The organism is Streptomyces sp. NPDC043867 (assembly GCF_056435845.1).
In genome coordinates, this window is the sequence record NZ_JBWKDS010000008.1 from 126,792 (window position 1) to 153,549 (window position 26,758).

The following is a 26,758-nucleotide window of genomic DNA, read 5'->3' on the forward strand; positions in this document are numbered from 1 at the left end:
GGCGGGCCTCGTCCGGCGCGGCCCGTCGCGGTGATCGCGCGGTCCACGTCCGACGCCGGGAGGCGGCCGCTCCGCGGACGCCGGGGCCGTCGAGACGCCGGCTGTTCGAAAGTCTTCGCATCCGTTCGTGGCGGCCGCCGACTCGCACTGGTGCACGGCCGTGCCGCCCCAACGCAGTGGAGTCTTCCACAAACCCTTCACCGATGAGCCGTCGGATCAGCGAAGTTGGCCGATTCACCCCCTCGACAACACGGCAGTCTCGTTGTGGAACAAGATGTTCCGACCGGTTGGCGGAGGTGTCCGTTCCATGCGGCCGGGCCCCCCGGCCCTGCCCGTCGGTGGCCTCGAAACCGCCCCGGACCGGTCACGCCCACCACGATCGATCAAACGACGCGGCGCCTCCCGTGCCCGTTTCGGGGCTTCCGGACGGGCCGCGCCGCCCGTTCGGGCACCCCCGGCGACCCGGCCCGCAGGCATTCATCGCCCGCGCAACAGGGCGTTGGGAAAGGATGACTGAAATGCAGCCGCACTCCCGGCGGGGCACCTCCGCGGCAGCGGGCGGCATTCACCGGGAATTCCGCGGGACGCATTCCGTGCAGGCCCAGGCGCCCTTGACTGCCCGACAGGGCGTCATGCAAGGTGAAGCGGCGGCAGGCGATCGCAACCGACCAAGCGATTCCTGCGCCTGAGCGTGCAACCGTTTCCCCCGTCGCATTCACCCCCGCTTTCAGTGGCGCCCGGTACGCCGACTGGCCGGGCCGACGGGCGGGTGGTGGCACCCACAGCGGCCCGCCCGGCCGCCGCCGGGCCTCTCCTGAGATTCGTCTGAAGTCAACTCGCCACTGAGGGTTGGTGCCATGTCAGTCCACCAGGACGACCGTCGACCGCTGTCCGGAGCACAGGAGGGCCTCTGGTTCGCCCACCGCCTCGCTCCGGGGAGCGCCGCCTACAACACCGGCGAGTACGTGGAGATCCACGGGCCGCTCGACACCGGTCTGTTCGAGACCGCGCTGCGCCGCACCGTCGCCGAGGCCGACACATTCGCACTGCGGTTCTCCGACACCGCCGACGGTCCCGTATGCGTGCCGGCCCCGGCACCCGGCGCGTGGCCGCTGCACCGCATCGACGTCAGCGCCTCGGCCGACCCGGCGGCCGCGGCGGAGGAGTGGATCCGGCGCGACCTGGCCACCCCGGTGGACATCGAGTCGGGTCCCCTGTTCTCCCACGCCCTGCTGACCCTCGCGGCCGACCGGCACTTCTGGTTCCTGCGCGCGCACCACATCCTGCTGGACGGCTACAGCTACAAGCTCGTCGCCCGCCGCCTCGCCGACACCTACACGGCCCTGGCCGCCGGAGAGGAGCCCGGCCCGTCCGGCTTCGAGTCCGTCGCACGCCTCCAGGCCGAGGAGGCGTCCTACCTCGCCTCCGAGCGACACGCACGCGACCGTGAGCACTGGGCGGAGCGGCTGGCCGGACTGCCGGACCCCGTGCGGCTCACCTCGCGCACCGCCGCCCCCACCGCACCCTTCCTGCGCCGCACCGTGGACCTCACGCCCGCCGAGGCGCAGGACCTGTCCGCGTCGGCGGCCCGGCTGGGCATCTCGCGCACCGACCTCCTCGTCGCCGCGGTCGCCGCCTACCTGCACCGCGTGACCGGCGCAGGCGACCTCGTCCTCGGACTGGCCACCATGAGCCGGGCCGGCAGCGCGGCCCTGCGCACGCCGGGCACGGCCTCCGACATCCTGCCGCTGCGGGTGCCGGCCGCGCCCGGGACACCGGCCGGCGAGTTCGTACGGACCGTCGCCGACGAGGTCCGGACGCTGCGCCGGCACCAGCAGTACCGGGGGGAGTTCCTCCGCCGGGATCTGGGGCTGCTGGGCAGCGACCGGCGTGTGCACGGGCCCGTGGTGAACATCGTGCCCTTCACGGAGGACCTGGTGTTCGCCGGCAGCCCGTCCACCTCCCACCACCTGTCCGGCGGCGCCGTCGAGGACCTGCAGATCTCCGTGCGCCCCGGGGCCGACCCGAACGGACTGTGGCTCGCCTTCGACGCCAACCCCGCCCTGTACGACGAGAGGGAACTCGTCCTGCACCTGGAGCGGTTCCTCCTCGTGCTGCGCCAACTCGCCGACGCGCGAACCGAGATGCCGCTCGCGGACACCTCGATCCTCCTCCCGGGCGAACATCCCCAGGACACCGCCGCCCCGGAGCACACCGTCACCACGACGCTCACCGAACGCTTCGAAGCCCAGGCCGCGCGCGTGCCCGGGCGGACGGCCGTCTCCTGCGAGGGTGAGACGCTCAGCTACGCTCAACTCAACGCAGAGGCGAACCGGTTGGCACGTCTGCTCGTGGAGCGCGGCGCGGGGCCAGGCCGTGTCGTGGCGCTCGCCCTTCCCCGCGGACTCCGGCTGGTCCCGGCCCTGCTCGCCGTGCTCAAGACGGGAGCCGCCTATCTTCCGCTCGACACCGGCCATCCCGCGGAGCGGCTGCGCCTGGTCATGGAGGACGTCGGCCCCGCCGTCCTGGTGACGGACGCCGCCCACGCCGCACAGCTCCCTGCCTCGGCGACGCCGTCCGTCGTCCTCGGCGAGCCGGACGTCGACAGGGAGCTGGCGGCACACCGGCCCGACAACCTCACCGACGCCGAACGCACCGGGGCGACCGGCCCGTCCGACACCGCGTACATCATCCACACCTCGGGCTCCACGGGACGGCCCAAGGGCGTGCCCGTACCGCATGCCAACGTGGTCCGGCTCTTCGAGGCCGCCTCGGAACACTTCGCCTTCGGTGAGGACGACGTGTGGACCCTCTTCCACTCGTACGCCTTCGACTTCTCCGTGTGGGAGATCTGGGGCCCCCTGCTGCACGGCGGGCGTCTGGTCGTGGTGCCGTACGCGGTGAGCCGCTCCCCCCGCGACTTCCTGCGGCTGCTGCACGACGAGGGGGTCACCGTCCTCAACCAGACCCCCTCGGCCTTCGAGCAGCTGATGCAGGCCGACGCCGAGGCCGCCCCGGACGGAGCGCGGCCGTCGGCCGGCGCGCTGCGGTATGTGATCTTCGGCGGGGAGGCCCTGCGCGCCGGGCGGCTGCGCCCCTGGGCCGGCCGGCACGGGCTGGACGCGCCCGCACTGGTCAACATGTACGGGATCACCGAGACCACCGTGCACGTCACCCACCACCGCGTCACACGGGCCGACCTGGACGATCCCCACGGGGCGAGCGTCATCGGCCGGCCGCTCGCGGACCTGCGCGTCCACGTCCTCGACCCGGCCCGGCGGCCGGTGCCACCGGGCGTGACCGGCGAGATGTACGTCTCGGGCCCGGGCGTCGCACCCGGCTATCTGAACCGTCCGGAGCTGACCGAGGAGCGGTTCGTGCCCGACCCGTTCGGGCTGCCCGGCTCACGCATGTACCGCACCGGTGACCTCGCCCTGCGCCGAGGTGACGGCACCCTCGAATACCTCGGACGTGCCGACCAGCAGGTCAAGATCCGCGGCTTCCGGATCGAGCCCGCCGAGATCGAGTCGGTCCTCACCCGGCACGCCTCCGTCGCCCGGGCGGCCGTCGTCGCCCGCGACACCGACACAGGCTCCGGCTCCGTAGGCATGGACGGTGGTGGCGGCGGTGGCGTACAGCTCGTCGCCTACGCGGTCCCCGCCGCGGGCCAGCGCCCCGCCCTCGCGGAGCTGCGCCGCCATCTCGCCGCGCACCTGCCCGAGCACATGGTCCCGGCAGCCTGCGTGCTGGTCGACGACCTGCCGCTGACCGCCAACGGAAAGCTCGACACCAAGGCGCTGCCGGCGCCCGACTTCGCCGCGTCCGCCGGTGGCGCTCGCCCCGGCACACCCCAACAGGCGCTCGTCTGCGCTCTGTTCGAAGACGTGCTGCGCCTCGCCGAGGACACCGTCGGACCGGACGACAATTTCTTCGACCTCGGCGGACACTCCCTCCTCGCCACCCGCCTGCTGGCACGGCTGCGTGCCGAGACCGGCATCGACATCCCCATCACCGTTCTGTTCGACACCCCCACGCCGGCCGCCCTCGCGGCCCGGCTCGCCGACGGACACGAGGGACCGCGGCTGCCGCCCCTCCGGGCCGCCGAACGCCCCGAGCGGGTGCCGCTCTCCTTCGCCCAGGAACGCATGTGGTTCCTCGACCGGCTGGGCGAGGCGTCCGCGACGTACAACATCCCGCTGGTCGTACCCCTGCGGCACACGCTCGACGTCCCGGCGCTGCGGACCGCCCTCGACGACGTCGCGGCCCGGCACGAAAGTCTGCGCACGGTGTTCGCGCAGGACGGCGACACCACCCACCAGCGGATCCTCCCGGCCGGTGAACTGCGGCCCGCGCTGCGGGTGGTGGACTGCCCCGCCGAAGAGGTCGCCGCCCACGTCGAAGGCGCGCTGCGCCACCGCTTCGACCTGACCCGGGAAAGCGCCCTGCGGGCCGCCGTGTTCGGCACCGGCACGGACCGCACGCTGCTCCTCCTCCTGCACCACAGCGCGGCCGACGGCTGGTCGCTGCGTCCCCTCGCGGACGACCTGGGCGCCGCCTACCGGGCACGGCGTGCGGGCGAGGCCCCGTGCTTCGAACCACTGCCGGTGCAGTACGCGGACCACGCCGTCTGGCAGCGTCGGCTGCTGGCACCCGCGCCCGCGGGACCGGGCCGTCTCGAGCAGCTCACGGGATTCTGGCGGAAGGCGCTGGCCGGGCTGCCCGCGGAGAGTTCGCCGCCCTCCGACCGGCCCCGGCCGGAGGTCACCGGCGGCCAGGGCGCGAGCGTGACGGCCACGGTCGACGGCGGCCTGCACCAGAAGCTGCTGCGCCTTGCCGACGCCGAGGACGCCAGCCTGTTCATCGTGCTGCACAGTGCGCTGGCCGCCCTGCTCACCCGCTGGGGCGCCGGTGAGGACGTGGCGATCGGCACACCGGTCGCCGGCCGCTCCGATCCCGCACTCGACGACGTGATCGGCCTGCTCACCAATACACTCGTGCTGCGGACCGACACCTCGGGCGATCCCCGGTTCCGTGACGTGCTGGCAGCCGCCCGGGAGTTCGACCTCAGGGCGCTGGACCACCAGGAGCTGCCCTTCGACCGTCTGGTGGACGAACTCAACCCGCCGCGCCATCCGGCGCGCCACCCGCTGTTCCAGGTGATGCTGGCCCTGCAGAACAACGAGCGGGCCCTGCTGCGGCTCGCGGACGATCACGTTCCGCTGCGTCCGACGCCGACCGGGACCGCCAAGTTCGACCTCTTCGTCGACGTCCTCGAACGGTACGACGGGCAGGACGCGCCCGACGGCCTGGAACTGCACGTCGAATACGCGACCGACCTCTACGACGCGGGCACCGTCGAGGAGTTCGTCCGGGATCTGCGGGCACTCCTGGACGCCGTGTGCGCCGACCCGGACGTCCGTGTCGGCGCCCTGCCCGCGCCCTCCCGGCGGTCCGTCAGGACGGACACCGGCGGCTTCCGCGCGTCCGCCGCGACCGCGCTGGAACGCGAGGCACTGTCCGTCCCCGGTGTCCGCGACGCGGTGGTCCTGCCCGCGCCGGACGGCGGGGCGCCCACGGCCTATGTGGTCCCGCACCGGGCAGGCGCCGCCGACCAGGTGGAACAGGCCCTCGGCGGCGGCGCCCCGGCCCGGATCACCGCGGTGAGCGACCTTCCGCGCACCGCCGACGGCCACCTGGACACCGACGCCCTGCGCACTCTGGTCCCCGTCGACCGGCGGAGCGCGGAGACCTGGCGGCGACAGCTCACCCGCCTCCCCGGCGTCCTCGGGGCGGACGTCCGTGTGGAGGACGTACCCGAGGAACTGGACCGCCGGCACGCCGGCGCGTCCCGGGCCCCTGCCCCGCCCTCGCCCGAACCGGACGGAACCGGGACGCGCACGTCCGCCGTGCCCGCGCTCAGCGAGGGTCCCGCACTGCCGGAGCCGTCGGTGCCCGACTGGGCCGGCGCGCTCACCCGCGCGGCCGGCAGCCCCCACGGTGAGATCGTCCACGTACGCGCCGACGGCAGCGAGACGCGGCGCGGTTACGCCTCGCTCGTGGCGGAGGCCTCACGGGTCCTGGCCGGGCTGCGCCGGGCGGGGCTGCGACCGGGCGACCGGGTGATCCTGCAGTGCGGCGACAGCGAGGACTTCGTCGCCGTGCTGTGGGGCTGCATCCTCGGCGGCTTCGTCGCCGTGCCGCTGACCGTGCCCCCCTCCTACGCCACCGCGTCGGCCGCGGTCACCAAGCTCGAAGGCGTCTGGCGGATGCTGGACCGCCCCTGGATCGTGGCCTCGCCGGACTGCGAGGCCGGACTGCGGGAACTCGCTGCCCGGCAGGAGTGGCCCGACCTGCGGCTGACCACCGCCGACGTCCTGCGGGACGCCCCCGAGGACCGCGACTGGCATCCCGCGCGGCCGGACGACCTGATCCTGCTGCTCATGACGTCCGGCAGCACCGGTCTGCCGAAGGCCGTACGGCTCACCCATCGCAACGTGCTGACCCGTTCCGCGGCCACCGAGGCCATGAACTCGCTCGGCGAGCGCGATGTCACCCTCAACTGGATCCCGCTGGACCACGTGACCGGTGTGGTGATGTTCCATCTGCGGGACGTCTACCTCGGCTGCCGCCAGGTCCACGCGCCGACCCCGTGGATCCTCCAGGACCCGACGCGCTGGGCCGACCTCGCCCACCGCCACCGGGTCACGGTCACCTGGGCCCCCAACTTCGCCTTCGGGCTCCTCGCCGAGCACGAGGACCGGTTCGGGGACCGCGACTGGGACCTGTCCCCCATGCGTCTGGTGATGAACGCGGGTGAGGTCGTGGTCGCTTCGGCGGCTCGCCGGTTCCTGCACGCGCTGCGGCCGTTCGGTCTGCCGCAGGACGTCATGCACCCCGGCTGGGGCATGTCCGAGACCTGCTCGGTGGTCACCGACTGCGTCCTGCCGGGCGAACCGCCCGAGCACGACGAGCCGTTCGTCAGCTGCGGCCTGCCCTACCCCGGCTTCGCCATGCGGATCGTCGACGAACAGGACCGGCTCCGCTCCGAGGGCGACGTCGGACGGCTCCAGGTGCGGGGCACGTCCGTGACCGGGGGCTACTACGACAACGCGCGGGCGAACACCGAGTCGTTCACGGACGACGGCTGGTTCGACACCGGCGACCTGGCGTTCCTGCGCACGGGCGAGCTGTACATCACCGGCCGCGCCAAGGACGTCATCATCGTCAACGGCGTGAACCACTACAGCCACGAGATCGAGGCCTGCGTCGAGGAACTGCCGTCCGTCGTACGGAGTTTCACCGCCGCCTGCGCGGTGCGCTCGGACCCCTCCGCCACCACCGACGAACTCGCCCTGTTCTTCCGTCTCGCCCCCGGACAGGACCCGGCGGCCGCGCTGCGGGAGATCGGCGGCAAGGTGACCCGCGAGATCGGGGTCAGCCCCGCCTTCCTCGTCCCCGTCCCGGCCGAGGCGATCCCCAAGACGGAGATCGGCAAGATCCAGCGGACCAAGCTGCGCAAGAGTTTCGAGGCCGGTGAGTTCGACGCGGCCGTGCGCGAGTCCCAGGTGCTGCTCGGCACGGCCGAGACGCTGCCCGACTGGTTCCTGCGTCCCGTGTGGCAGCGGGCCCGCTCCCTGCGTCCGGCCACTCGCCCTGCCGGGCATCACACGCTCGTCCTGGCAGGGGACGACGCGCGCACCGAGAGCACGGTCCGGCACATCGCCGGCCGGCTGCGCGCCGGGGCCGGACTGTGCACGATCGTCACCCACGGCCCGGCGTACGAACGGCTCGACGCCGCCCGCTACCGGGTCCGCCCCGGCAGCGAGAGCGAACTCGCGGCGCTGCTGGCGCACCTGGCCGCGGACGGGCGCGCGGTGGACACCGTCCTGCACCTGCCGGCCCTGCACGACGACCACGGCACGGTGCCTCCCGTCGGTCAGGACAGCGCCGAGTCGCTGCTGGTGCTCGCCCGCTCGCTCGCCGGGCGGCCGGGTCCGCACCGCCCGGTGAACCTCCTCCACGTGACCACCTCCGCCCAGGCCGTCACGGCCGACGAGGTCCCCTCGCTCGCCCACACCGCCGCGGGGGCCCTGCTCAAGTCGCTGCGGGAGGAGCTGCCGTGGCTGCGGGGCGTCCATCTCGACCTCGCACCCGCCGACGCCGAGGAGGCGGCCGACACCATCCTCGCCGAGGTCTCGGACCACCCCGCCGACGCCGAGGTCGCGTGGCGCGACGGGCACCGGCACGTCCGCCGGCTGGCACCGCTGCCCGATCCGCTCCCCCGCAGCGCGCCGCCCGGGAACGACGGCTTCCATCTCGTCAGCGGCGGTCTGGGCGGGGTCGGCAGCGAGATCGCCGCGCACCTGCTCAGGACACCGGGCACGCGACTCCTGCTCCTCGGCCGCACTCGGCTGCCCGACGAGGCGACCTGGCAGCGGCACCTCGACGACGCGGGACCCGCCGCCGGGCGCATCGAGGCGCTCCAGCGGCTGCGCCGGCTCGGCGAGGTCCGCTACGAAGCCGTGGACGTGACCGACGCCGGGCAGGTGAGGCGAGCGGTCCGCGACGCCGCCGGCACGTGGGGCACAGGACTGACGTCGGTGCTGCACCTGGCCGGAGCCTTCGACGAACGGCCCCTCCAGGACCTCTCGCCGGCCGACTGGCGGGGGGTGATGGACGCGAAGGTGCGGGGCGCCTGGACCCTGCACCGGGTCGCCGCCGAGCACCCGGTGACCTCCTTCGTCACCTTCTCCTCCGTGAACGGCTACTTCGGCGGCTCGATGAACGCCGCCTACTCCGCGGCCAACGCCTTCCTGGACGGCCTGGCCGTGCACCGGCGCAGGTCCGGACTGCCCGGGCAGAGCCTGGCGTGGAGCATGTGGCGCGAGCGCGGCATGAGCCTCGGCTACCAGCTCGTCTCGCTCACCGAGGCCCGCGGCTACCGGGTCCTGGACGCGGCCGCCGCGCTGCGCTCGTTCGACCTGGCCCGCACCGTCGACGAACCGCACGTCCTGATCGGCGCCGACCGCACGGCGCCCTGGGTACGCAGTCATGTGGTGGCCCCCGTACGGCAGTTGCGGCGTCTGAGCGCACGCGTCGGGCTCGACGACGGCACCGACCTGGGCGCCCTGTACACGGCCGCGGCGGGCGCCGCCGAGGCGAGCGGGGCCGGTGGTGCCTGGGTGCTGCGCTCGGCGGGCACCGCCGCACAGCCGTCGGACGGTGATCCCGGAGCCGGGGACGGACTGCGCCGGCTGGAGAGCGAACTGGCAGCGCTCTGGTCCACGGTCCTCGGACGCGACCGCGTGGCCCGCGACGAGAACTTCTTCGACCTGGGCGGCAACTCGCTGCTGCTGGTCACCGCGCAGACGACGATCAACAAGGCGCTGGGCTGCGAGCTGACCGTCGTCGACCTGTTCGCACACCCCACCGTGCGGGCCCTCGCCCGGCACCTGACCGAGCGTGGCGTCACGGCTCCCACGGCACCGGGTCCGGTCCGGCAGGAGACGCCCGCGCCCCCGCCCGGGCCAACGGGTCTGGAGCGGGCCAAGGAACAAGCACAGCGGCAGCGGGCAGCCCGCACGGCACGCCGCTCCGCACGGGAACGGAAGGACCGAGGCCATGCATGAGACGACCGGCCCCCGGGACACTGACGGGACGACGGACCCGCAGGACGGTGGCGCACCCGCCGTCGCCGTGATCGGCATGGCGGCCCGCTTCCCTGGCGCCGACGACGTGGACGCCTTCTGGGACAACCTCGCGAGCGGCCGTGAGTCGATACGCCCGGTGACCGACGAGGAGTTCCTGGCCGCGGGGGGTGATCCGCGCGACCTCGACGACCCCTCGCTCGTGCGCATGGCGTCGGTCGTGGACGGGATCGACCTCTTCGACTCCGGGTTCTTCGGCTACAGCCCCGCCGAGGCCGCCGTCGTCGACCCGCAGCAGCGGCTCCTGCTGGAGACCGCGTACCACGCCCTGGAGGACGCGGGCGGCCCCGGCGGGTCGAGCGCGGGGACGACGGGTGTGTACGCGGGCGGCGGAGACAGCCGCTACTACCCCGCGCACGTGTATCCGCGGTTCGCCGGGCAGCCCGGCACCGTGGACCTCGTGCACGCGGCCACCGCGAACTCGCTGGGTACGCTCGCCACCCGGCTCTCCTACGAGCTGGGGCTGACCGGGCCGAGCGTGTCGCTCCAGACGGCCTGCTCCACCGCCCTCGTCGCCCTGCACACCGCCTGCCAGGACCTGATCGAGTACCGCTGCGACACCGCCCTCGCCGCCGCGGTCTCCCTCAACCCCGCGGCGTTGCTCGGCTACCGGCACGTGCCCGACGGGCCGTTCTCACCCGACGGGCACTGCCGGGCCTTCGCCGCCGACGCGCGCGGCACCTCCTCGGGCGACGGGGTGGGCGTGGTGGTCCTCAAGCGCCTGGAGGACGCCCTCGCCGACGGCGACCGCATCCGCGCGGTGATCCGCGGGACCGCCGTCAACAACGACGGACGCCGCAAGGTCGGCTTCACCGCCCCGAGCACCGCAGGGCAGACCGAGGTCATCCTCGCGGCGCAGGCCCAGGCCGACGTCGACGCGGACACCATCGGTCTTGTCGAGGCGCACGGCACCGCCACCCGCATCGGCGACCCCATCGAGGTGGCCGCGCTCACCGAGGCCTTCCGGCAGAGCACGGAGCGGCGCGAATTCTGCGCCCTCGGGTCGGTGAAGACCAACATCGGACACCTCGGCGCCGCCGCGGGGATCGCCGGGTTCATCAAGGCCGTGCTGGCCCTGGAGCACCGCAAAATCCCGCCGAACCTGCACTTCGAACAGCCCAATCCGCTCATCGACTTCGCCTCGGGACCGTTCCGCGTGCCGACCACGCTGGAGGACTGGCCCGCGGCCGGCCACCCGCGCCGGGCGGCGGTCAGCGCCTTCGGAGTGGGCGGCACCAACGCGCACGTCATCCTGGAGGAGGCACCCGCCACCGGCCGGGACGCACCCCGGCCGCCCGAGGACGGCCGGCGGCACGTCCTGCCGCTGTCCGCGCGGACGCCCGGCGCGCTGCGCGGCCAGGCCGACGCCCTGGCCCGGCACCTGCGGACGCGCCCGGAACTGCGCCTGGACGATGTGGCGCACTCGTTGCGGGCCCACCGCCCCGCCCTGCGTCACCGGCTGACCGTCACCGCCGCGTCCGTCGACGAGGCCGTCGCCGCGCTCGGTGCCACGGGACCGGCCGGCCCGCCCGTCCCCGACGAGGCTCCGAAGGTGGCGTTCCTGCTGCCGGGCGGCGGCACCCAGTACCTCGGGATGGGCAAGGAGCTGTACCGCGACAACGACGTCTACCGCGACGTCGTCGACCACTGTGCCCGCATCCTGCGCCCGGTGACCGGGGAGGATCTGCGCACCTCCCTGTTCGAACGCGTCGAGCCCGGCAGCACGTCCGCGTTCCTCGGCCTCGTCGCAACCGAGTACGCGCTCGCCCGCACCCTGATGGAGTCCGGCGTGCGTCCCGACGCGCTGATCGGGCATTCGCTCGGCGAGTACACGGCGGCCTGCCTCGCCGGGGTCATGGACCTCGACGAGATGCTGCCGCTGGTCGCGGAACGCATCCGGCTCATCACCTCCGCGGGGGGTGCGACGGTCGGCGTGGCGGCCTCCGCCGAGAGCCTGCTGCCCCTGCTCGACGACGAGCTGTCCCTGGCCGCGGTCAACGGGCCCGCCGCCTGCACCGTCGCCGGGCGGACCGACGCGGTGACCCGGCTGGAGGCGGAACTGGCGCGCCGCGACGTGCCGTTCCGCAGGCTGCGACTGCCCGCCGCCGCCCACTCCCACGTCCTCGACCCCATCCTGGAGACCTTCGCGGGCCACCTGCGTTCCCTCACCCTGCGCCCGCCCCGCATTCCCTACGTCACCAATGTCACCGGCGGCTGGGCCACCGACGCGCAGGCCACCGACATCGGGCACTGGATCGACCACACCCGCCGCACGGTGCGTTTCGCGGACGGCATCACGGCCCTGTGGCAGCGTCACCGCCCCGTCCTGGTCGAGATCGGCCCCGGCGACAGCCTCTCCAAGCTGGCCCGCGCCCAGCTCGCCGCGGAGGATCCGGTCACGGTCACCACGATGCGGCACGCCAAGGCCGACAGCCCCGACGGATTCGTCCTCGCCGAGGCGCTGGGCCGGCTGTGGAGCGCGGGTGTCGACACGGCGCTCCCCGACGGCACCGGCACCGAAGTCCCGCCCCGGCGTGTCCCGTTGCCCGGCTACGCCTTCGAACGCCACCGCCACTGGATCGACGCGCCGGGCGCCCGCCCCGGCCCCGACGCCCGGGAGACGGCCGCCTCCCCCGCGGTTCCGGGCACGGCACTCGCCCCGCGTCCGCGTCTGACCACGCAGCACGTGGCTCCGCGCACCGAACGCGAGCGGGAGGTGACCCGGCTGTGGGAGGAGACGCTCGGTATCGGCGGCATCGGGATCCACGACAACCTCTTCGACCTCGGCGGTGACTCCATGCGAGCCGTGCTGCTGGCGGGCCGGCTGCGCAGCGCGGGCGTGCTGGACGTGCCCGCCGCCTCGCTGCTGGCCACGCCCACCGTCGCCGGGCTGCTCGCCGCGGCCGGCGACGACACGGCTTCCGACCCGCTGCGGCCGCTGCTCCCGCTGCGTTCCGAGGGTTCCAGGACGCCCCTGTTCTGTGTCCACCCCGGGGCGGGAGTGTCGTGGCGGTACACCGGCCTTCTGCCGCATCTGGGCGCGGAGCAGCCGGTGTTCGGGATCCAGGCCGTCGGTCTCGACGGGACCCGGCCGCCGGCGCCGGACGCCGCGTCCATGGTGGCCTCGTACCTGGACCTGGTCCGCGACGTCCAGCCCCACGGCCCGTACCGGCTTCTCGGCTGGTCCTACGGCGGGTTCGTGGCGCACGCGATGGCGTGCGCGCTCCAGGAGCGGGGCGAGGAGGTGGAGTTGCTCGCCCTGCTGGACGCGCCTCTCCCGCAGGACGTCCTCTACTCCCCCGAGGCGGCGGAGCGGCAGGTCGCCGCACTGCTGATGCGGGTGGCAGGCCTGCCCGTCGGCCCCCGGGGCGACGTGCCCGACGTCGAGTCCGTCCTCGACCGCCTCGGGGCGGGCCCGACCGCCGGGGCGGCGGACTCCGACGGGGAGGCGGCAGACTCCGGGGAAAGGACCGCACCGGTGACACGCGAGCAGGCGGCCGCGATCGCCGCCGTCATGCGCAACAACCTGCGTATCGCACCGGAGTTCACCCCCGGTGTCTTCCGCGGAGACGTGCTGTTCTTCAGCGCGCTGGAGGAACCGTCCACAGCGTCCGCTCCGGCCGACCTCGCCCTCACCCCCGGCAAGGCGGACCGCTGGCGTCCGCATGTCGACGGCCGGCTCGACGACCACGCCGTGCCGTGCGGTCACTACGAGATGACCGAACCCGAACCGATCGCCAGGATCGGCGCGGTCGTCGCCAAGGCACTGCGTCCGGCGTCCGGCTGAAGCACCGCGCGCCGGTCCCGAGCCCCGTTCCCCCCACGCCGGACACACCCCGGCGGCCGGCCGGTTCCGCGGCCGGCGACGCCCCGACCCGCTCAGGAGATCACCCGTGACCTTGTCCCAGGACCTCTACGACCTCGGTGACGCACCGGACCTCGGTACCGCGCCCAAGCGGATGTACGCCTCCCTCATCCGCCGTGAGCGCTACGGACAGCCGCGCGACGCCTTCCGCACCGAGGTGGTGGACGTTCCGCCGGTCCGCCGCGGCCAGGTCCTGGTCAAGGTGATGGCGGCGGGCGTCAACTACAACAACGTCTGGGCCGCGCTCGGTTCACCGCTGGACGTCATCGCCGCGCGGCAGAAGGCGGGCGCCACGGAGGACTTCCACATCGGCGGCTCCGATCTGTCCGGCATCGTGTGGGCCGTCGGTGAGGACGTGCGCGGTGTCCGGCTCGGCGACGAGGTGGTCGTGCTGGCCAGCCGCTGGGACGAGTCGGCGCAGGACATCCGTCTGGGCGGCGACCCGGCCGCCTCCACGACGCAGCGGGTGTGGGGATACGAGGAGAACTACGGTTCCTTCGCCCAGTTCGCGGTGGTCGACGACTACATGTGCCACCCCAAGCCGGCCAGGCTGTCGTGGGCGGCGGCGTCCTGCTACATGGCGACGGCCGCCACCGCCTACCGTCAGCTGTTCGGCTGGCCGCCGCACACTGTCAGGCCCGGCGACCCCGTGCTGGTCTGGGGCGGCGCGGGCGGTCTCGGCAGCATCGCCATCCAGCTCGTACGGCACGTGGGCGGCATCCCGGTCGCGGTGGTCTCCAGCCGGGAACGCGGCGAGTTCTGCGTGAAGCTGGGCGCCGAGGGATACATCGACCGGCGGGAGTTCGACCACTGGGGGCGGCTGCCGGACGCGTCGGACGAGGCCGCCATGGCGCGCTGGCTGGCCGGGGCCCGGGCCTTCGGGCGGCGCTTCTGGGAGGTGCTCGGGGAGCGCCGGGCACCCCGGATCGTGCTGGAGCACTCCGGAGCCGACACCATCCCGACCTCGGTCTACCTGTGCGACAACGCCGGCATGGTCGTCATCTGCGGCGGCACCACCGGCTACAACGGCGACGTGGACCTCCGTTTCCTGTGGATGCGGCAGAAGCGACTCCAGGGTTCGCACGTCGCCGACGCCCGCGAAGGGCGGGAGATCACCCGGCTGATCGACCAGGGCATCATCGACCCGTGCCTGTCGCGGACGTTCGGCTTCGAGGAGATCGGCCTCGCCCACCAGCTCATCCATGACAACCAGCACCCCGCCGGGAACATGGCGGTACTGGTGAACGCGCCCGCCTAGGTCGTGTCCGCAAAGTCTCGTCGTCCGCCCGGAGGGCGGGTTCCGCGGCGTCTGGTGCGTGCTCTCGGCGTGCCGGGCGGAGACCCTCGTACTGGACGTACTTGGGGCTTCGCCCGGTGCGGCGAGAGTGCGTGCCAGGCGTCGCGGAACAGGCGGGACTTTGCGGACACGGCCTAGCGCCCCCGTTCGCAGACGGTGAGAGGCCGACGACGCGAAGTCATCGGCCTCTCGCCTCGAGGAGTGCGGTGTCGAACGCTACGGACACACCCAGCTGAACACACCCGTCGCGACCTTGCGGACACGGACGTCGACGCAGGTGCCGGAGCCGCCGCGGGCCTCGATCCTGAAGCCGGCCAGAGTGGGTACGGCTCGCAGGTCCCGCAGGGTTCCGGGAGGACGTGCCGCATCCGCACCGGTGTCCCCGGCCCCGTGCGACGGGAGGCCGCAAAGGGCCTTCCAGGCCGCCTCCTTGGCGGAGAAGAGTGTCAGCAACCGGGCGGGCACGAGGGCCGGGCCGACGGCGTGCAGCCAGTCCTCCTCGTCCTCGCGCAGCACGAACCGCGAGGCGGTCGGCGGCAGTTCACGCAGTTCCAGGTCGCAGCCCGGCGCACCGGACCGCCCCGGGCCGCGCGCCACCGACACCGCGACGCCCTCGCTGTGGGTGATCGAGGCCGCCAGCCCCGGCGGGAACACGGGCAGCCGGCCGGCCCGGGGGATGTCACCGCAGTCGAGCCCCACCGAACGCAGCGCCCGCCGGGCGGCGAGCCGTCCGGCCAGGAACTCGCGTCTGCGGGGCGGGATCATCCGGGCGGCCGCCGCGGCCTCGGCGGGCCCGGCGGGACGCGCCGCCGCCTCCGATTCCAGAGCGACCCCCAGGCCGAGGCCCGCGGCGGCGAGCGGTGCCCGCAGACGCGTCAACTCGGCCCTCACGTACGGCGGAAGGGAAACGCCGGCCCGGGCCCGCGGCCGGGTGTCCACGGCGTCAGGCCCGCAGCAGTTTCTTGATGATCTTCCCGGCGGGATTGCGCGGCACCTGCTCGATGAACTCGATCCTCCGGGGCCTCTTGTAGGGCGCGAGGTTCTCCGCGACGTGCCGCAGCAGGTCGGACGCGGCCGTGCCCTCCGCGGCGACGACGTACGCGAGCGGCATCTCTCCGTAGTCCTCGTCGGCGACGCCCACGACCGCCGCGTCCCGGACGGCGGGATGGGTCATGAGCACGCGTTCGATCTCCGAGGGGTACACGTTCTGGCCGGCCCGGATGATCACGTCCTTGCTCCGGTCGACGAGGTGGATGCGTCCGCCCTCGTCCATGTAGCCGAGGTCGCCCGTGAGGATCCAGCCGTCGAGGGTCACTTCGCGGGTGGCCTCGGGGTCGTTCCAGTAGCCCTGCATGATGCCCGGCCCGCGGACGATGATCTCGCCCATCTCCCCGCGCGGCACCTCCCTTCCCCGCTCGTCCACCGCGCGCGCGGACATGCCGGGGATGACGCGTCCGCACGGGATGCGTGCGCTCACGTCGCCCGGCTCGGGGTGTTCGTCGGGGCCGAGGGTGACGAAGGGGCCGCCCACCTCCGTCATGCCGTACACCTGGCGGAAGCCGCAGCCGAGGCGGTCGACGGCGTCGGCGTACACGTCGAGGGGCATCGGGGCGGCGCCGTAGAGGATCTCGCGGAGGGAGGACAGGTCGGTACGGTGCGAGGCCTTCGCCTGGAGCATGAACCGCAGCATCTGCGGGACCAGCCACACGTGGGTGGCCCGGTGCCGTTCGACGGCCGCGAGGGCACGCTGAGGCGTGAAGCCCGGCATCAGCACCAAGGTGGCACCCGCGGCCAGGTAGGTGAGACCCACGACCATGCTGCCGTGGTACAGCGGGCAGCAGTTGACCATCACGATGTCATCGGTGGGGCGGGCCTGCACCAGCCAGCCGAGCGCGATGGCGCGGAACGACGCCTCGTCGACGGTGACGCCCTTGGCCTGTCCCGTGGTGGCCGAGGTGTGCAGGACGGCGATCGGTGCGGTGTCGGGTACGCCGGGCAGGTCGCGGTGGTCGGCCACCGTGCCGAGCGCTTCGAACACGGGCTTGTCGAACGCCATCCGGATCCGCACGGTGGCCGGCAGCGAGGTGTGCCGGTCCAGCAGTTCGGATTCCCCCAGCACCGCGACGGCGCCGACCCGTTCGATGATACCGGCCACCTCGGGTACGGCCAGGCTGTGGTTGAGCGGCACGAACAGCGCGCCGAGCCGGGCGAGCGCGAAGTAGCTCTCCAGCACCTCGATCCGGTCCTGGGAGAGGACGGCGACGCGGTCACCGGCCTCGATCCCGAGCTCCGCCAGGCCGCGGGCGAGTTCGGCCGTACGGTCGTCGAACTGCGCCCACGTGACGCTGCGCCGCTCGTCGACCAGCGCGGTGCGGTCGGGAAAGCACTGGCGGTTGCGTTCCACCAGCTGCGTCAGCCACATCAGGCACCGCCGGAGGTTCCGGCGACGGTGTGCTCGGCGACGAAGCGCTCGTAGTCGGCGATCGTGTGCAGCTTCTCCATGTCCTCGGCGGTGATCTCCACGCCCGTCCGCTGTTCGACGAGCAGGACCAGGCGCACCAGGTCACCCGAGTCGATGCCGCTGCCGGCGAGGTCGACGTCGTCGCCGATGGCGTCGGCGTACTCGGCCGTACCGGTGAGTTCGACCAGCAACGTCCTGATGGTGCTCATGGTGTCCCCTTTCGCGGTGCCGCGGCCGGCCGTCGTCGCGGCCGAGCCCGTGTGTCGCAAGAAGAAGAGGCGCACGAGCCGTCACGCACTCCCCCGCCCCCCGGGTGACGTTCGTCACGCGTCCGGGCGGGACGGCCGGGGATAGCGCGGCTGCCCGGCGCCCTCTCTTCTCGGTGAGGGTTGCGCCCCCGGCCCGCGTGGCACGACGGCCGGCGGGCGATCACAGTCGAGGGAGTGGTGATGCCGGTGCCCAGGCAGTGCGTACGGGTCGGGACGGTGGGCGGGAGGACGACCGCGGGCCGGAGCGGCACCGCGATCCGGACCGCCGGCGCGAACGGCCCCGCGATCCGGACCGCCGGCGCGAACGGACCCGCGAAACGGACCGCCGGCGCGAACGGACCCGCGAACCGGAGCGGCACCGCCGGCAGGCTCGCCGTCCCCGGACGGAGCGGCATCACGGTCCGGTCCGGCACCGCCATGACCTGCGCCGGGCGAACCGGGGAGGGGCCGGTATGAGCGCGGCGCCGAACACGGCCGACCCGGCCGCCCCCGTCTCGGAGGCGGAACTCGCCGCCCGCTTCGAGGCGCTGCTGAGCGCGGGCGAGACGGTGGAGCCGCGGGACTGGATGCCCGACGGCTACCGGCGCATGCTGATCCGGCAGATCGCCCAGCACGCCCACTCCGAGATCATCGGCATGCAGCCCGAGGGCTCCTGGCTCACCCGGGCGCCCTCCCTGCACCGCAAGTCGGTACTGATCGCCAAGGTCCAGGACGAGGCCGGCCACGGCATGTACCTCTACTCGGCCGCCGAGACCCTCGGGGTGGACCGCGCCGACCTGCTGGACGCCCTGCACCGGGGACAGCAGCGCTACGCGGCCACCTTCAACCACGCGGCGCTCACATGGGCCGACACGGGAGCCATCGCCTGGCTCACGGACGGCGCCGCGGTGATCAACCAGGCGCCGCTGTGCCACACGTCGTACGGGCCCTACGCGCGTGCGATGCGCCGGGTCTGCCAGGAGGAGGCCTTCCACGTGCGGCAGGGGTACGACCTGCTGCGGTCGCTGTGCGAGGGCACGCCCGCGCAGCGCGAGATGGCCCAGGACGCCGTGAACCGCTGGTGGCTGCCGGCGGTGGCGCTCATGTTCGGGCCGCCCGACACGGTCGCCGGAGGCGCCGACGCGCGCACGGCGGCGCTGGGTGCGGCCGTGTCGCGCCGGGCCATCGCCTGGGGCATCAAGCGGCACACCAACGACGAGCTGCGTCAGCGGTTCGTCGACCACTGCGTGCCGCAGGCCGAGCGCCTCGGTCTGACCCTCCCCGACGCGAACATCCGGTGGAACGAGGAGCGCGGACACTACGACTTCGGTCCCATCGACTGGGAGGTCTACCGCGGCGCCCTCGCCGACGACTCGCACTGTGCCCGCCGGCGGCTTGCGCACCGGGTCGCGGCGCACGAGGACGGTGCCTGGGTCCGGGAGGCCGCGGCCGCGTACGCGGCCCGCGGGCCCCTCGACGCACCGGACGCGGGGGACCCGGACGACCAGGGTGCCGGCCGTACGAGGGAGCCGGCCGCATGAGCGCCGCGGGTACGCAGGCACCGGCGTCCTGGGAGGTCTTCCTGCGTCCGCGCCGAGGGCTGTCCCACCAGCACGTGGGGTCCGTGCGCGCGAGCGACCCGGACATGGCCCTGGCCCACGCCAGGGATCTCTACACACGGCGGGGCGATCCGCTGTCCCTGTGGGTCGTCCGCTCGGACGCGGTGCACACCGTGTCCCCCGACGAGCACGACCCGTACTTCAGCAACGCCAGCCACAAGCCCTACCGCTACCCCGAGCAGTACGCATCGCCGACGGAGGGAGGCGAACACGATGACTGAGACGTACGACGCCACCGCCCCGGCGCCCTCGTGCGCGGGCACCGAGGACGGGGATCTCGCCCGGTTCACCCTGTGTCTCGGCGACGACGCCCTGATCCTCGGGCAGCGGTTGTGCCAGTGGATCACGCGGGCGCCGACGATCGAGGAGGACCTGGCGCTGTCCAACATCGCCCTCGACCTCGTCGGCCACGCCCGCACCCTGCTGGCGTGGAGCGGACGGCTGGACGGCAGCGAACGCTCCGAGGACGACCTCGCCTTCGGCCGCACGGAGCGGGAGTTCCGCAACGCCCTCCTCCTGGAGCTGCCGGGCGGTGACTTCGCCGCGACCGTGGCCCGCCAGCTCACGTACACGCACTACGCCGTACTGCTCTACGAGGCGCTGGCCGGCTCCGCCGACCGGGAGCTGGCCGCCTTCGCGGTGCGGGCCGCGAAGGAAACGGGCTACCACCGCCTGCACGCCGACAACTGGACGGTGCGGCTGGGTCTCGGCACGGCGGAGAGCGCCCGCCGCATGCAGGCCGGCCTGGACCGCGTGTGGCCCTACACGGCCGAGCTGTTCGACGAGGACGACGCGGTGCGCCGGCTCGTCGGGACCGGGACGGTCCCCTCTCCCGGTCTGCTGCGGACGGGCTGGCAGGAGAGTGTCGCCGCCGTCGTGACCCGGGCCGGGCTTGCCGTGCCCGCACCCGCCTGGACCGCGCGGGGCGGACGCGAGGGCCTGCACACCGAGGACTTCGCTCCGCTCATCGCCGAAATGCAGTCGGTGCACCGGCAGTTCCCGGGAGGCACCTGGTGACCGGCCCGAACCACGCCCCGGTCACCGGCCCGGCCGTCCCGCTCACCTGCTCGCCCGCCACCGGCCCGGCCCTCCCGGCCGCGTACCCGCAGGCGCCGGACCCCGGTGCCGGCGGGGAACGCCCGGCCGCCTCCGCGCGCCGGGACGTCGCGGAGGTGCGGGCCCGCGTGGAGGCGCTCCCGGATCCCGAGCTGCCGATGATCAGCCTCGGCGAACTGGGGGTGATCCACTCCGTCGCCGCGGCAGCCGACGGAAGCCTGGAGGTGGAGCTCGTCCCGACGTTCCTGGGGTGCCCGGCGCTGCCCGCCATCGCCTCCGCGGTCGAGGAGATCCTCAGGGACTGCGGCCACACCGACGGCCGCGTGCGCCACGTCCTTGCACCGGCCTGGAGCACGGACCGCATCACACCGTCGGGCCGCGCCAGGCTCGCCGCCCACGGCATCGCCCCGCCCGCTCCCCGGAACGCGCCCCAGCCGGTGCGCCTCGGACTCGGCGTGCCCTGCCCGCACTGCGGCTCACACGCCACCCGGCCGCACAGCCCCTTCGGGCCCGCACGCTGCCAGTCCATGCTGCGGTGCACAGCCTGCCGGGAGACCTTTCCCCACCTGACGGCGATGTGAGACGACCCATGAACCCAGTTCCCGTCGCACAGCACAGCGGACCGCTCGACGCCCATGGGACCGCGGACCGCCGCACCGGCTGGTTCCGGCTCCCCGTCACCGGGCTCGACCGCCTGACGGACAACGCGGTGGCGGTCACGCTGGACGTCCCCGAAGCCCTGGCGGCCACCTTCGCCCACCGGCCGGGTCAGCACGTCGTCGTACGGCACCGGCGCGACGGCGGTGAACTGCGGCGCAGTTACTCGATCTGCCCGCCGCCCGACGCGCCGGACGCCCTCCGCCTGGTCGTCCAGCGCAACACCCCGGACGGTTTCGGCAACTACGCGCTGTCGGCGCTGAAGGAGGGCGACCGGCTCGAACTCTCCCCGCCGGGCGGCCGGTTCGGCCTGCCCGACAGCACCGGCGGGCACCACGTCCTGATCGCGGGCGGCAGCGGCATCACGCCCCTCGCGCCCATGGCCGCCGCGGCCCTGCGTGAGGACCCCGGCTGCCGCGTCTCGCTGATCCATGCGGTGCGCAGCGCGGGCGACGCTCTCCTGTCGGACGAACTCGCCGTCCTCAAGGACGCGTTCGTCGACCGCCTCACCGTGCTGTACGTCCTCTCGCGCGAACGCCGCGAGAGCGATCTGTTCACCGGGCGCGTCGACGCGCCGAAACTGCTGCGTCTGCTCGCACTGCTGGACGTACGCCCCGGCTCCCCCACGACGTTCGCCCTGTGCGGGCCGTACGGGCTGCTCCGGACCGTGAGCACGACGCTCGCGGCGTGGGGCGCGCCCCCGGACCGTGTGCGCTCGGAGCTGTTCTCCGCCGCCGGGGCGCCGGCCGAGCCGGCTCCTGCCGCCGCGGCGGTCCCCCGGGGCCGGGTGACGGCGGTGCTCGGCGGCCGTACCAGCGTGGTCACCGTGCTGCCGCAGGACGAGGTGATCCTCGACGCCGTGCTCCGTCAGCGCCCCGAGGCGCCGTATGCCTGCCGCGACGGTGTGTGCGGCAGCTGCCGGGCGAAGGTGACGCGGGGAGCCGTGACGCTGGGGTCCCAGCACGCCCTGGACGCCCGCGACCTGGCGGCGGGCTACACACTCGCCTGCCGCGCCCGCCCGCGCACCGACGACCTCACGCTGGACTTCGACGCCTGACCGCCGTCCCGTCCTCGATCCCCCGTCCCTTTCCGCCCCGTCGTTCCCCCTTGCACGTTGCACGTTCCACCGAAGGAGAGCATCTTGCCCAGCACCCTGCGGCACGAAGGCAGAACCGCCCTGGTGACCGGCGGCAGCCGCGGCATCGGCAAAGGCATCAGCCTGCGGCTGGCGCGGGAGGGCGCCCTGGTCGCTGTGCACTACGGCCACCACCACGAGGCGGCCGAGCAGACGGTCAAGGAGATCGAGGCCGAGGGCGGGCGCGCGTTCCGCGTGCACGCCGAGCTCGGCGTTCCCGGCGACGCCGACGCCCTCTGGGCCGCCTTCGACCGTGAAATGGCCGCCCGGGGAGCCGAACCCGCCCTGGACATCCTCGTCAACAACGCCGGCATCACCCTCCCCCGCACCATCGAGCACGTCACCGAGGACGACTACGACAGGGTGTTCGCCATCAACACGCGGGCGCCGTTCTTCGTGATCCAGCGCGGCCTGCGGCGGCTGCGGGACGGCGGGCGGATCATCAACATCTCGTCGGTGGCCACCCGGGTCGCGTTCCCCGCGATCATCGCCTACACGATGACCAAGGGTGCCCTGGACACGCTCGCCCTGTCGCTCGCCAAGGAGTTGGGGCCGCGCGCCATCACGGTGAACACGGTCGCGCCCGGGTTCACCGAGACGGAGATCAATCCCACGCTCAAGAACCCGCAGATCCGGCAGGCCTATTCGGCCGCGTCCGTGTTCGGCCGGCTCGGTGCCCCCGCCGACATCGCCGACGTCGTGTCCTTCGTCGCGAGCGACGACGCCCGCTGGGTGACCGGCCAGTGGATCGACGCCAGCGGCGGCGTCCAGCTCTGAGCGCCGTCGAGGCGGCCCGGCACCGGACCGCGCACGGCACGCCCCCACACCGTCCGCCTCCCCGCCGCCCGCGGCCTTCTAGGAGTCCTGATGGAAGACGGCACGTCCGTACTCGCGGATCTGTCCACGGACGATCCGCTCACCCAGCCCTTCCGGGGCACGAGTCCCTACGACGACTACGTCCACGCCTCGGTCCTCAACTCGCTCCAGCAACCGCTCACCGAGGCGGCCGACGAGATGGGCTTCCTCGTCACCACCCAGGTGATGGAGCTGTGGTTCACACTGATCGTGCACGAGTGGCGCACGGCCCGGGAGTCCTTCGTCAAGGACGATCTGGACGCGGCCGTGGACGCGCTGGTGCGCAGTCGCCGCGCTCTGCGTGCCCTCGTCGCCTCCTGGCAGCCCATCGCCGCCCTGACGCCCGCTCAGTTCAACGGTTTCCGCGCCGCGTTCGGCAAGGCGTCCGGCTTCCAGTCCGCGATGTACCGGCACCTGGAGTTCCTGCTCGGTGAGAAGTCCGCCGCGCTCGTGCGCGCGCATCGGGGCGACCCGAAGGTCCACGAGGCACTGCGTGACGCCCACCGTGAACCCTCGCTCTACGACGAGGTCCTGATGTTCCTGCACCGCCGCGGCCTGCCGGTGCCGCAGCACGTCCGGGAGCGGGACGTCACCGAGCCGTACGTGATGGATCCCGGCGTCGTCGAGGTGTGGCGGCGGGTGTACGCCGGTCCGCAGCACGATCCGCTGCTCGCGCTGGGCGAGTTGCTCACCGATCTCGCCGAACTGGTCGCGCGCTGGCGGTTCGACCACGTCATGGTGGTGCGGCGGGCGATGGGCACCAAGTCGGGCAGCGCCGGATCCTCGGGACTGGCCTGGCTTGAACAGCGTGCCGCTCGCACGGTCTTTCCCGAACTCTGGGCGGTACGCGGTGACATCTAGGGTCATCTCCGCGTTCGCCGCGGAGGAGGAGAAGCGGGTGCTGAGCCTGAAGCCCGTCCTGGCGCCGCGGCACGGGTCGTACGGCGAACACCCCCACCAGGTCTACGACGCGTGGCCGGCCGCGGATCCGGCTGCTCCGCTGGTGATCCTGCTGCACGGCGGGTACTGGCGCTACGACCGCATGCATCTGACGCCGTTCGCCGCGTACCTGGCCCGGCAGGGGTTCTCCGTCCTGCTGCCCGGGTTCCGCAGGTCGGGTGGCGCGGGCGGCTATCCGGAGACCTTCGACGACATCGCGCGGATCGTGGACACCCTGCCCGAGGGGAGGCGCTACGTCCTGGCCGGTCACTGCTCGGGCGGCCATCTCGCCCTGTGGTGTGCGGCCCGCGGGCTGCTGCCGCAGGACTCCCCCTGGCACACGACCCGGCTGCCGGACGCCGTGCTGGCGCTCGCGCCGCTCACCGACCTCGCCGCGACCCGCCGTGACGGCCTGAGCAACGACGCGGCGCTGCAACTCCTGGGCGGCGAGGGCGTGTTCGAGGAGCGGCTGCCGCTGGTGGATCCGCTCGGCCTGCTCAAGGGGGCCGGCTCCACCGGGGTGCGGACCCTTCTGCTGCACGGCGAGGTCGACGAGGAGGTGCCGCTCTCGCAGTTCGCCGACTACGCGGCCGTCCACCGGGACCTGGAGACCGTAGTCCTGCCGGGGACGGGCCACTACACGCTGATCGAGCCGGACGCGCCGGCCGCACGGGCCGTCGCGGACACGCTGTGGCGTCTGACCGGTGAGTGGGGCGCGGTCCGGCCGGACGCCGCACCCGCACAGGACGGAGGGCGGCCGTGACGACCGCCGCCCACACGCTGGACGAGCAGGCCGCGGCCCTCGACGCCGACGACGTCCTGGCTCCGGTCCGGGAGCGCTTCCTCATCCCCGAGGGGCTCGTCTATCTGGACGGCAACTCGCTCGGCCCGCTGCCGGCGGCGGTGCCTCCGGCGCTCGCCGACGTCGTGCACCAGCAGTGGGGCACCGGCCTGATCCGCTCGTGGAACTCCCACGACTGGTGGCAGGCCCCGCTGCGGGTCGGTGACGCCGTCGGGCGTCTCGTCGGCGCCGCGCCGGGGCAGACGGTGGCGGGCGACTCCACCAGCGTGCAGCTCTTCACCGCGCTCAGCGCCGCCGCAGGCCTGCGCCCCGACCGACGGATGCTGGTCACGGACCCGGGGCACTTCCCCACCGACCGCTACCTGGCGGACTCGGTGGCACGACTGCACGGCCTGCGCGTATGCCAGGTGCCGCCGGGCGAACTGGAGCAGTATCTGGCCGCCGAGGGCGACGACGTCTGCGTGGTCAGCTACTCCCCCGTCGACTACCGGACCGGCGAGCTGTACGACATGGGGTCGCTGACCCGGGCCACGCACCGGGCCGGCGCGCTCTCCCTGTGGGACCTGTGCCATGCGGCCGGGGCGCTGCCGGTGCACCTGGACGCCCTCGGGGTCGACTTCGCGGTCGGCTGCGGTTACAAGTTCCTGTCGGGGGGTCCGGGTGCCCCGGCGTTCCTGTACGCCGCCCGCCGCCACCACGACGACTGGCGGACACCGCTCAACGGCTGGACCGGGCACGCGGATCCCTTCGGCCTCCGGCCGGACTACACCCCCGCGCAGGGGATCGCCCGGGCCCGGATCGGAACTCCGCCGATCCTGTCCCTGCTCGGCCTGGAAGCCGCGCTGAAGGCCTTCGACGGGATCGACATGGCGCAGGTCCGCGCCAAGAGCCTCTCCCTCACCGGCTTCCTCCTCCGCTGCGCCGAGGACATGCTGACCGGTCTTGGCTTCGAGCCGGTCACCCCGGCCGACCCGGACCGCCGCGCCAGCCAGGTGTCCCTGCGCCATCCCCACGCCTACGGCCTGATCCAGCCGCTGGCCGCCCAGGACGTCGTCGCCGACATGCGCGCACCCGATCTTCTGCGGTTCGGTGTCAACGCGCTCTACACCTCCCACCAGGACGTGCTCGTCGCTGTCCGACGTCTCCGGCAGACGGCGGCGACCGGCGCCTACGACCCGTCACCCGAGGGGGCGGGGACGGTGACCTGACGCCCGGGGCGCGATGGCCCGCCCCTGCCGGGCCGCACCGGCGCCCCACCACATCCGGCCGGACGACACCCGCGCCGCACTCGCCCGTTACCGAGCCGGCTTCGCCCCGTCCCGCTGGTCCGAACGCCCCCGCGTGCTGCTGTGCGTGGAGGTGGTGTGTGCCGGGACGCAGGAGGAAGCGGAGCGGCTCGCCGGACCCATGGACGTCGTCAAGGCCGGACTCCTCCAGGGACGGAGCGACGTTCCCTTCCCCTCGCCCGAGGAGGCGTCCGCGCACCCGTTCACGCCCGGGGAACGCCAGGCGCCGGCGAGTTCCCGGGCCCATCAGGCGCACGGCACGCCGGACACCGTGGTGCGACGCCTGACCGACGCGGACGAACTGATGCTGGTGACGCCGGTCTACGCCCTGGCCGACCGCCTGCGCTCGTACGAGCTGGTGGGACAGCACGCCGCACCGGAGCTCTGAGCATCGGGCGCGAGGGCCTCAGTCCCTGCCCGGCCGGATCGCCGCGGGTGAGGCCCGGGTCAGCTCCCCAACGAGCACGACCGGGAGTGCTCCCAGTACCTGCGGGTCTCCCGGCTGTCCTCGTCGGCACCGTCCGGTGCGCCGCAGGTGCACCGTCCGGCGGTGGGGTCGATGAGGTCGGCTGCCTCGCGATGCCCCGCCTCCCGGAGCTGCGTGGCCAGTTGGTGCGCGTAGTCCTCGACGAGGAGCGCCGCTTCCCTGCCCGAGCGGCCGGTACCGTCGCGGCGAAGTTCCTGTACCAGTCTGGCGCGCGCCATCATGCGGGTCGGCTCCTTGTGCGGTCGGCCGCCGGTGCGTGCACGGTTCACCGGCCAACCTAACAAACCCTCCAGCCGACGTCGGACACGTCCGAACGCGTCACCCCATGACCGCGCGGGCCGCGT

At 73.6% G+C, this 26,758-nt stretch carries 16 protein-coding genes and 1 pseudogene; 13 read left to right on the top strand and 4 right to left on the bottom strand.

The window, feature by feature from the left end:
- The first annotated feature begins 857 nt into the window (after nt 1–857).
- From AC069T_RS10635 to ccrA, 3 genes are all read left to right on the top strand, one after another.
- Complete coding sequence (locus tag AC069T_RS10635; protein ID WP_478782374.1) at nt 858–9,629, top strand: amino acid adenylation domain-containing protein; 8,772 nt, start codon at nt 858–860, stop codon at nt 9,627–9,629.
- Nucleotides 9,622–13,494 (top strand): type I polyketide synthase, encoded by a 3,873-nt coding sequence (locus AC069T_RS10640; protein ID WP_478782375.1) that lies wholly within the window; start codon nt 9,622–9,624, stop codon nt 13,492–13,494. The genes AC069T_RS10635 and AC069T_RS10640 overlap by 8 nt, the downstream gene beginning before the upstream one ends.
- 106 nt (nt 13,495–13,600) lie before the next feature.
- Nucleotides 13,601–14,830 carry a crotonyl-CoA carboxylase/reductase gene (gene ccrA / locus AC069T_RS10645; protein WP_478782376.1) on the top strand — a complete coding sequence of 410 codons (1,230 nt, stop codon included), beginning with the start codon at nt 13,601–13,603 and terminating at the stop codon, nt 14,828–14,830.
- Between the two features lie 255 nt (nt 14,831–15,085).
- Here the strand turns inward: ccrA and AC069T_RS10650 are convergent, their stop codons facing one another.
- Genes AC069T_RS10650 through AC069T_RS10660 form a run of 3 tightly spaced genes read right to left on the bottom strand, consistent with a single transcriptional unit; the run spans nt 15,086 to nt 17,539 of the window.
- Nucleotides 15,086–15,760 (bottom strand): 4'-phosphopantetheinyl transferase, encoded by a 675-nt coding sequence (locus tag AC069T_RS10650; protein WP_478782377.1) that lies wholly within the window; start codon nt 15,758–15,760, stop codon nt 15,086–15,088.
- Nucleotides 15,761–15,812: 52 nt separating this feature from the next.
- Nucleotides 15,813–17,291 carry a class I adenylate-forming enzyme family protein gene (locus tag AC069T_RS10655; protein WP_478782378.1) on the bottom strand — a complete coding sequence of 493 codons (1,479 nt, stop codon included), beginning with the start codon at nt 17,289–17,291 and terminating at the stop codon, nt 15,813–15,815.
- Nucleotides 17,291–17,539, bottom strand: coding sequence for an acyl carrier protein (locus tag AC069T_RS10660; RefSeq protein ID WP_476753257.1), 249 nt, complete (start codon nt 17,537–17,539; stop codon nt 17,291–17,293). Before AC069T_RS10660 ends, AC069T_RS10655 begins: the two co-directional genes overlap by 1 nt.
- 512 nt (nt 17,540–18,051) lie before the next feature.
- On the opposite strand from AC069T_RS10660, the gene paaA reads away from it, so the two are divergent.
- The 10 genes and pseudogenes from paaA to AC069T_RS10710 all read left to right on the top strand — a co-directional run.
- Nucleotides 18,052–19,119, top strand: a complete 1,068-nt coding sequence (gene paaA, locus AC069T_RS10665) for a 1,2-phenylacetyl-CoA epoxidase subunit PaaA (RefSeq protein WP_478782379.1) — start codon at nt 18,052–18,054, stop codon at nt 19,117–19,119.
- Nucleotides 19,116–19,418 (top strand): 1,2-phenylacetyl-CoA epoxidase subunit PaaB, encoded by a 303-nt coding sequence (gene paaB / locus AC069T_RS10670; RefSeq protein WP_478782380.1) that lies wholly within the window; start codon nt 19,116–19,118, stop codon nt 19,416–19,418. Before paaA ends, paaB begins: the two co-directional genes overlap by 4 nt.
- Complete coding sequence (gene paaC, locus AC069T_RS10675) at nt 19,411–20,214, top strand: 1,2-phenylacetyl-CoA epoxidase subunit PaaC (protein ID WP_478782381.1); 804 nt, start codon at nt 19,411–19,413, stop codon at nt 20,212–20,214. The genes paaB and paaC overlap by 8 nt, the downstream gene beginning before the upstream one ends.
- Before the next feature lie 155 nt (nt 20,215–20,369).
- Nucleotides 20,370–20,834 (top strand): 1,2-phenylacetyl-CoA epoxidase subunit PaaD, encoded by a 465-nt coding sequence (paaD, locus tag AC069T_RS10680; RefSeq protein WP_478782475.1) that lies wholly within the window; start codon nt 20,370–20,372, stop codon nt 20,832–20,834.
- An 8-nt stretch (nt 20,835–20,842) separates the two neighbouring features.
- The gene (locus tag AC069T_RS10685) at nt 20,843–21,967 is read left to right on the top strand and encodes a 2Fe-2S iron-sulfur cluster-binding protein (protein ID WP_478782382.1); all 1,125 of its coding nucleotides are present in this window, start codon (nt 20,843–20,845) and stop codon (nt 21,965–21,967) included.
- Between the two features lie 84 nt (nt 21,968–22,051).
- Nucleotides 22,052–22,822 (top strand): SDR family oxidoreductase, encoded by a 771-nt coding sequence (locus AC069T_RS10690; protein WP_478782383.1) that lies wholly within the window; start codon nt 22,052–22,054, stop codon nt 22,820–22,822.
- Between the two features lie 90 nt (nt 22,823–22,912).
- Nucleotides 22,913–23,761 carry a tryptophan 2,3-dioxygenase gene (locus AC069T_RS10695; RefSeq protein WP_478782384.1) on the top strand — a complete coding sequence of 283 codons (849 nt, stop codon included), beginning with the start codon at nt 22,913–22,915 and terminating at the stop codon, nt 23,759–23,761.
- Complete coding sequence (locus tag AC069T_RS10700; protein WP_478782385.1) at nt 23,751–24,602, top strand: alpha/beta hydrolase family protein; 852 nt, start codon at nt 23,751–23,753, stop codon at nt 24,600–24,602. Before AC069T_RS10695 ends, AC069T_RS10700 begins: the two co-directional genes overlap by 11 nt.
- Nucleotides 24,599–25,849, top strand: a complete 1,251-nt coding sequence (gene kynU, locus AC069T_RS10705; RefSeq protein WP_478782386.1) for a kynureninase — start codon at nt 24,599–24,601, stop codon at nt 25,847–25,849. Before AC069T_RS10700 ends, kynU begins: the two co-directional genes overlap by 4 nt.
- Nucleotides 25,850–25,895: 46 nt before the next feature.
- Nucleotides 25,896–26,315, top strand: a pseudogene (locus tag AC069T_RS10710) (LLM class oxidoreductase); the annotation flags it as partial.
- Between the two features lie 59 nt (nt 26,316–26,374).
- Here AC069T_RS10710 and AC069T_RS10715 read toward each other — a convergent pair.
- Complete coding sequence (locus AC069T_RS10715; RefSeq protein WP_478782387.1) at nt 26,375–26,683, bottom strand: hypothetical protein; 309 nt, start codon at nt 26,681–26,683, stop codon at nt 26,375–26,377.
- Nucleotides 26,684–26,758: the final 75 nt, after the last annotated feature.

Excerpts from the sequence above, each read along its gene's own strand:
- AC069T_RS10635 (WP_478782374.1), top strand. The coding sequence starts at position 858 with ATGTCAGTCCACCAGGACGACCGTCGACCGCTGTCCGGAGCACAGGAG.
- AC069T_RS10640 (WP_478782375.1), top strand. The coding sequence starts at position 9,622 with ATGCATGAGACGACCGGCCCCCGGGACACTGACGGGACGACGGACCCG.
- AC069T_RS10655 (WP_478782378.1), bottom strand. The coding sequence starts at position 17,291 with ATGTGGCTGACGCAGCTGGTGGAACGCAACCGCCAGTGCTTTCCCGAC.
- AC069T_RS10660 (WP_476753257.1), bottom strand. The coding sequence starts at position 17,539 with ATGAGCACCATCAGGACGTTGCTGGTCGAACTCACCGGTACGGCCGAG.
- paaA (WP_478782379.1), top strand. The coding sequence starts at position 18,052 with ATGAGCGCGGCGCCGAACACGGCCGACCCGGCCGCCCCCGTCTCGGAG.
- paaB (WP_478782380.1), top strand. The coding sequence starts at position 19,116 with ATGAGCGCCGCGGGTACGCAGGCACCGGCGTCCTGGGAGGTCTTCCTG.
- paaC (WP_478782381.1), top strand. The coding sequence starts at position 19,411 with ATGACTGAGACGTACGACGCCACCGCCCCGGCGCCCTCGTGCGCGGGC.
- AC069T_RS10685 (WP_478782382.1), top strand. The coding sequence starts at position 20,843 with ATGAACCCAGTTCCCGTCGCACAGCACAGCGGACCGCTCGACGCCCAT.
- AC069T_RS10695 (WP_478782384.1), top strand. The coding sequence starts at position 22,913 with ATGGAAGACGGCACGTCCGTACTCGCGGATCTGTCCACGGACGATCCG.